The organism is Veronia pacifica (assembly GCF_001707825.1).
Classification (GTDB): Bacteria; Pseudomonadota; Gammaproteobacteria; order Enterobacterales; family Vibrionaceae; genus Veronia; species Veronia pacifica.
On sequence record NZ_LYBM01000082.1, the window covers coordinates 1 to 6,649 of the forward strand.

The 6,649-nt window shown below is 46.5% G+C and carries 6 protein-coding genes, 4 tRNA genes and 1 rRNA gene; 7 read left to right on the forward strand and 4 right to left on the reverse strand.

Going from position 1 to position 6,649, the window contains the following annotated elements; translation table 11 throughout:
- Positions 1 to 84: ribosomal RNA gene (rrf, locus tag A8L45_RS25795) — 5S ribosomal RNA — on the forward strand; the annotation flags it as partial.
- 297 nt (positions 85 to 381) lie between these two features.
- Here the strand turns inward: rrf and A8L45_RS22830 are convergent.
- The 3 genes from A8L45_RS22830 to A8L45_RS22840 all read right to left on the reverse strand — a co-directional run bounded on the left by A8L45_RS22830 (position 382) and on the right by A8L45_RS22840 (position 2,917).
- Positions 382 to 1,002: an isochorismatase family protein gene (locus tag A8L45_RS22830; RefSeq protein WP_068905653.1), complete on the reverse strand. Its 621-nt coding sequence runs from the start codon at positions 1,000 to 1,002 to the stop codon at positions 382 to 384.
- Positions 1,003 to 1,020: 18 nt separating this feature from the next.
- Entirely contained in the window at positions 1,021 to 2,370 is a 1,350-nt protein-coding gene (gene pssA / locus A8L45_RS22835) for a CDP-diacylglycerol--serine O-phosphatidyltransferase (RefSeq protein ID WP_068905654.1), read from the reverse strand.
- Between the two features lie 73 nt (positions 2,371 to 2,443).
- Positions 2,444 to 2,917 (reverse strand): GNAT family N-acetyltransferase, encoded by a 474-nt coding sequence (locus tag A8L45_RS22840; RefSeq protein ID WP_068905655.1) that lies wholly within the window; start codon positions 2,915 to 2,917, stop codon positions 2,444 to 2,446.
- A 77-nt stretch (positions 2,918 to 2,994) separates the two neighbouring features.
- Here A8L45_RS22840 and murB point away from each other — a divergent pair, with 77 nt between their 5' ends.
- Both murB and birA read left to right on the forward strand, forming a co-directional pair.
- On the forward strand, positions 2,995 to 4,041 hold the full coding sequence (gene murB / locus A8L45_RS22845) for a UDP-N-acetylmuramate dehydrogenase (protein WP_068905656.1): 1,047 nt from the start codon (positions 2,995 to 2,997) through the stop codon (positions 4,039 to 4,041).
- Complete coding sequence (gene birA, locus A8L45_RS22850) at positions 4,029 to 5,000, forward strand: bifunctional biotin--[acetyl-CoA-carboxylase] ligase/biotin operon repressor BirA (protein ID WP_068905657.1); 972 nt, start codon at positions 4,029 to 4,031, stop codon at positions 4,998 to 5,000. Before murB ends, birA begins: the two co-directional genes overlap by 13 nt.
- Before the next feature lie 19 nt (positions 5,001 to 5,019).
- Here birA and coaA read toward each other — a convergent pair whose 3' ends face one another.
- Positions 5,020 to 5,955 (reverse strand): type I pantothenate kinase, encoded by a 936-nt coding sequence (gene coaA / locus A8L45_RS22855; protein ID WP_068905658.1) that lies wholly within the window; start codon positions 5,953 to 5,955, stop codon positions 5,020 to 5,022.
- A 211-nt stretch (positions 5,956 to 6,166) separates the two neighbouring features.
- Between coaA and A8L45_RS22860 the strand changes: the two genes are divergently transcribed.
- From A8L45_RS22860 to A8L45_RS22875, 4 genes are all read left to right on the forward strand, one after another.
- Positions 6,167 to 6,242, forward strand: a tRNA-Thr gene (locus tag A8L45_RS22860).
- 11 nt (positions 6,243 to 6,253) lie between these two features.
- Positions 6,254 to 6,338, forward strand: a tRNA-Tyr gene (locus A8L45_RS22865).
- 39 nt (positions 6,339 to 6,377) lie between these two features.
- Positions 6,378 to 6,452, forward strand: a tRNA-Gly gene (locus A8L45_RS22870).
- Between the two features lie 11 nt (positions 6,453 to 6,463).
- A tRNA-Thr gene (locus A8L45_RS22875) sits at positions 6,464 to 6,539 on the forward strand.
- The last annotated feature ends 110 nt before the right edge of the window (positions 6,540 to 6,649 follow it).

The following is a 6,649-nucleotide window of genomic DNA, read 5'->3' on the forward strand; positions in this document are numbered from 1 at the left end:
CTCCATGCCGAACTCAGTAGTGAAACGCAACAGCGCCGATGGTAGTGTGGGGTCTCCCCATGTGAGAGTAGGACATCGCCAGGCTTCAAATTGCCTTTTGTCTTCCGTGAAGATGAAAGAAAAAACAGAAAAGCCCTGACCATAACGGTCAGGGCTTTTTTCGTTTTCGGCGTTAAAAAATTTAGTTTGAAGCTGGTAGTTAAAAGCTCTGACACTGAATGACTTGTATCTGGGGCGTCTCTATTTGTGATTGATTGAAGATCTGTTATTGCTATAAAAGCTAAGTATGAATAAACAACTCAGCGTTAGGAGGGCCTCTGATTTGAATATTTTTCATAAAAAAATACCACCAATGAGGTGGTATTTTCTGAGAATTATCAGTTAGGGATGAAACTGTTCGAGAGATTCAATGACGTGGATACCAGCGCGCTGCATTTCACTGCAGGCACTGTCTGTTGTGTCTGGAGCGATCCCCCGACATGCGGCAAGATTCACCCATACATCAAAATGACCACGCAACTTTAGCTGTAAGGCTGTCGTCTTAACACAGTAATCGGTAGCAAGACCACCAACCAGTATTGTTTCAACTGAATTTGCTTTTAACCACTCGATAAGGCCTGTGCTTAACTGTTCACGAATATCATGGAAGCATGCTCCATAGGGATGAAGATCCGCTTCTATCCCTTTCCAAATAACATGGTCATACTCGGTGACTGCTGGCAGTCCCGGTATAGTTTCAAACCCCTCTGTACCCGGCACAGCGTGTGACACCCAAGTCAGGTCAGCATTTGGGTGGGAAAGAGGTTTCAGCATTTTGTCATGACTGTCTACCACCCAGATAGCATTGGCCGGATGTGCGTCTTTGGTTAGAACACGGTACGTAGCCACCTCTGCCTGTCGATTGAGAGCTGCTGCAATATTGTGCCCATCATCAACAGGCAGTTCTGCAGGGCATAGTGGCGTAAAGGTCCTTTGGGGATCGACATCTATCGCTGCTATCATCTTTCTTCTTCCTTGAAATTACAGGATTTGGTTGAGGATATGATCCGCTTTTACACGTTTAATCCGCTTGAGTAAGCGTTTAACTGGTACCGGATAGTCTTCAATATTCTCAATGTGCTGGAAGCTACCAATTAATTGAGTATGCTCGAGAATAGTATCTATTTCCTGCTCTTTCTGTTTTTCAAGAAGCCTGTTTGTATCATGTAGCAAGATGGCATTTTCAAGATCCAGTTTCCATGCCCTTGGGTTCAGGTTATTACCCGTAAGCAACATATAGCTTCTGTCTACCCAAATACCTTTTAGGTGGAAGCTATTGTCGTTATGTTTCCATAGGTGGATACACAGCTGTCGTTTAGCAATGGCTGCTTCGTTTCGACGCGCAAAATTACGCATGTTTATCTCGTAGAGATAAGGTAGCGCTGAAATCGTTTTGAAAGGCTCTTCTGGCGGTGAATAAAAGTCGTTCGCTGTCTTGTCACCAACAATGAGCGTGACTTTTACATCACGAGCCAGTGCTCTCCTTATTTCACGCACGACACTACGTGGCGGATTGAAATAAGGGGTACAGATGATGAGCTCTTTTTGTGCGCTGGCTATGAGACGACAGATTTGAGTATTAAGAAAGTTCTTTCTCTTACCCAGGCCTACCATTGGAGTAATGCCTATCTGATTCTCTTTAATTTGCTGCGGTATAAACTGGTAACTGGCTTTTTGTAAACGACTGCGAAGATCACGTATGGCAGGTTTAAGCACCTTAGTATCCGGCCGATTTGGCTGTGCAAGACAAGTGACTGCATCGCTCGATACCAATGTATTACCGATAAACTCAGCCATACAGTTTGCCAGTGACTTATTTTCCAGCACATGGTAGCGATCATAGCGATAGCGGTTATGTTGGGCCAAATAAACATCATTGAGGCTGGCACCGCTATATATCACCTTGTCATCGATGACAAAGCCCTTGAGGTGAAGTACACCAAATACTTCACGGTTTCTGACTGGTACACCGAGCACATCAATTTTGTGCTTGTATTTCTCGGCGTAACTACGATAAAGGGCCGCATTTCCGTCTGATTTTTCTGCACCAATAAGACCCCGCTGAGCGCGGTGCCAGTCAACCAGTACTTTAATGTCCAGTACTGGATTTTTCTGTTTGGCTTCGTAAAGCGCATCCAAAACGCTTCTGCCCGCTTCATCGTCTTGTAGATACAGTGCAACAAGGTAAATACGGATCTTGGCCTGACTGATTTCACTCAACAGGCGCTGACGAAATGATACTGCGTCCAGCAGAGTCTCTAATTGCTCTGGCTGGTGCGCTATTCGTGGTAGCTGGTCGATCAACTGCCGATTTGCAGTAGCTGAATCCATTGTTACCTCATGTAGTGCGACCTTCGTGGGTCAGGTTAACGCATAATTTAGACGAATATTGTACCAGAAATTATCAAGTTTCTATTGTTTCTGATATGTCCGCCGTCTCGCTTTGACGTATAGGTTTTTTGAATTTCATCGGCACCAGATCCTTACCGCTGTGACAGTAGCTGTCGAAGCGCCCGCTCAGGTCGTTGGGTAATGCGTCCCGTTCGATAACATCAAAACCAGCACGTTGATAGAGGGGCACGAGGTAACGGAAGGCAAGGCAAAAGCAGGGGCGGCATATTATCTGAGATTGACATGCCGATAGCAGAGCCTCTGCTACGCCCTTTCCACGTGACTCTGGGATCACCAGCATACCTGTCAATAATTGGAATTCACTGAACTGACGAAACCGAACAGCAGCAGTGAGGCCTGTCGTACCCTCTCCTGTCCAGATAACTTCATCTTTTTTAGGTTTTCCGGCTGGGTAGTGTGTTTTGTATAACCGCATAACCAGAGGAAAGCGGAGGGGATTGAGTGAAGAAAATCGTAAGTCGTTCATTATCAAATCACTGCGAAGTGAGCACAGATAGGCTAGTATACACCGCAATTGCCACTTACTGCTGAATCAGACAGAGAATGAAGACGCTGTCCAATACCTCATTAAAACCCTTTCACACATTCGGACTTGATGTGAGTGCATCTGTGCTGTTGCAAGCAGAATGTGTTGAAGACCTTGCTCATATTTGGTGCGACGACACCTATGCGAATATGCCGAAGTTATTGCTGGGAGAGGGCAGTAATGTGCTCTTTTGTGAAGACTTTAAGGGCGTCGTGGTACTAAACCATCTAAAAGGGGTTCAGGTTACTGATGATTCGTCTCACTGGCATCTGCATGTCGCTGCGGGTGAAAACTGGCATCAATTGGTTAAGTGGACACTCGACAATGGCATGCCTGGCCTCGAAAATTTAGCTTTGATACCGGGTTTGACAGGCTCTGCACCTATTCAGAATATTGGTGCCTACGGTGTCGAGCTTGAGCGTTTTTGCCGTTATGTCGATATTTTAATGACGGATACGGGTGAGCAAGTCCGACTGAAAGCCGATGATTGTCAGTTTGGATATCGTGACTCTGTCTTCAAGCGCAGTCTGCAAGACAAGGCAATCATTCTTGCTGTTGGTTTGTCATTGCCAAAGTCATGGAAACCAGAGGCGCGCTATGGGGCGTTGGCCGAACTTGAAAAAGAGTCCGAGTTGTCTGCTAAGGCTATTTTTGAGCGTGTTTGTGCCATTAGGAGCAGTAAGCTGCCTGATCCTAATGAGTTAGGCAATGCAGGTAGCTTCTTCAAAAATCCTATTGTGACGTCTGACATTGCATCACAGCTCACCACACGTTACCCGGAAATGCCCTGTTATCCGGCATCAAAGGGTTTCAATAAACTGGCAGCAGGATGGCTCATCGATAAAGCTGGCTTAAAAGGCCTGACGATGGGTGGCGCTGCCGTACATGATAAGCAGGCGCTGGTTCTGGTTAATAAGAATTGTGCATCACCTCAGGACATATTGAATTTAGCAGCACATGTAGTCTCTGAGGTCAGAGATCAATTCGGCGTCTCACTTGAACATGAAGTTCGCTTTATCGGAAAACACGGCGAAACGACACTGGAGGCCGTATGCCAGCAATAGATCACACCCCGCGTCTTGCCCTAATCAACTTCCTCGCAGATGGAGAATTCCATTCTGGAGAGGAGCTTGGCCAGCAGCTCGGTATGAGCCGTGCCGGAATAAGTAAGCACATTAAGGTGATTCAGGACTGGGGGCTGGACGTTTATAAATTGCAGGGCAAAGGTTATCGTCTAGCGGCACCGCTGGATTTGTTGAACGAAGACAGACTGAGAGAACAAACTGATAGTCCCTCCGTTTGCTTGCAGCCAATTATCGACTCCACAAATCAATACCTGATGAATCGCATTGGTGAGTTGGACTCGGGAAGCGTGTGCCTTGCAGAGTATCAGCAGGCAGGTAGGGGACGTCGTGGTCGACAGTGGTTTTCACCTTTTGGTGCCAATCTATACACATCAATGTACTGGCGCCTTGAAGCGGGTATGGCAGCAGCAATGGGTATGAGTCTTGTTGTCGGTATCTCTGTTGCTAAAACGTTGAACCGCCTTGGTGCTGATGGGGTGAAAGTTAAATGGCCGAATGATATCTACTGGCAGGACAAAAAGCTGGCCGGAGTGTTGGTCGAAATGACAGGGCAAGCAGGCGGTGCGGCTCATCTTGTTGTTGGTTTGGGGCTAAATGTTTCCATGCGCGATAAAGAAGGGGGCCAGCTTGACCAGCCTTGGACCCGTCTAGAGGATGCCTGTGAGGCCTTACCTGACAAAAATCAGCTGGCTGCCGCTCTGATCAATGACTTGATATCAGCCTTGAGACAGTATGAGCAGCATGGTCTTGGCATGTTTATCGAGCAGTGGCAAGCACTCGATAATTATTACAACCGGCCTGTAAAGCTATTGATCGGTGAGTCGGTGATAAGAGGTATTGCAAGGGGCATTGATGCTCAGGGCGCCATATTACTGGAGACAGAAAAAGGGCTTGTTCCCTTTGTCGGAGGAGAGATCAGCCTTCGAGGTGAAGGCTGATAGTTGTTCGTCAGGCTAATTACTTTCTGAGTTTTACAGTTTGGACCGCGTGATTAGCCCCTTTTTGCAAGATCAGGCCTGCTCGCTCTCGGGTAGGCAAAATGTTTTCTATGAGGTTTCTGCCGTTTATTTCATCCCAGATCGATGCCCCTTTCTTCAAAGCTTCTTCTTCGTTGAGTTTGGTGTAGTGATTGAAGTATGAAGAAGGGTTCTGGAAGGCTCCTTGACGAAACGCCATGAAGCGTTCGACATACCACGTTTTTAGTAACGACGTATCTGCATCGACATAAAGAGAGAAATCAAGAAAGTCTGAGATGAAAACCCGGTGTGGATCGTGAGGATAATCCATCCCGCTTTGCAACACATTTAACCCTTCCACGATCAAAATATCAGGTTGCTCAACCGTTTTAACCTCGTCTGTGATGTTATAAACAAGGTGAGAGTAAACAGGTGCATCAACCTGTGGTTTGGCTGATTTTACGTCGGCGACAAACTCAACCAGACGTCGAATATCATAGGACTCAGGAAAGCCCTTTTTTCGCATTAACCCTCGTGCCTTGAGTATCTCATTAGGATAGAGAAAGCCGTCCGTGGTCATCAGCTCAACTTTGGGGTGCTCGGGCCAGCGCTCCAGCAGCGCCTTCAGCAGACGTGCTGTAGTACTTTTTCCAACCGCAACACTACCAGCAATACCAATAATGTAGGGGACATTCCGGGTTTCCCTGCTGAGAAACTCACCAAGTACCTGCGTTCTTCCTTTTCGTGCTTTGACATAGAGATTAAGAAGGCGTGATAACGGTAGGTAAATATCCTGCACTTCATCCATGGTCAGGTGTTCATTAATGCCCTGAAGCTTTCCAAGATCACTCTCATTGAGTGTCATTGGAACAGAGTCACGAAGTTCTGCCCATTGCTGACGACTGAAAGAAAGGTAGGGGGTTAGCATGTCACTCATTATTGCACTGCGTCTCCTTTGAGTAAGGAAAAGGACAATACCTCATGTATGACCAGAGTAAAAGTGAGCATAAAGTTTTGAGGTCTCAACATTTAAAAGAAAGTTTTGCCTGATTGGTTAATTAATACGCCATCGAGAAAGAATTGGCATTATTTTTTTATTTACCTATTGCAACCCTAAAATCCATCGCATAGAATGCGCAGCACTTGTCGCCGGCTTAGCTCAGTTGGTAGAGCAACTGACTTGTAATCAGTAGGTCGCCAGTTCGATTCCGGCAGCCGGCACCAAACAATTTAAAGGTGGGATTCCCGAGTGGTCAAAGGGATCAGACTGTAAATCTGACGGCTCAGCCTTCGAAGGTTCGAATCCTTCTCCCACCACCATATTTCAAATAGTTTGAATAGCTCTACGAGAAACTGAAAGCGGGCATCGTATAATGGCTATTACCTCAGCCTTCCAAGCTGATGATGCGGGTTCGATTCCCGCTGCCCGCTCCAATTCTTAAAGTGCTGATATAGCTCAGTCGGTAGAGCGCACCCTTGGTAAGGGTGAGGTCCCCAGTTCAAATCTGGGTATCAGCACCATCCTTTCTCTTCCAAGTTACTTCAAGCCATTTGTAATATTCGCAACAAAACTTATGTTTGTGGTGTGTGGTCGTAATGCCACCAAAATACCGTGCTTAGAGGGACTGTCA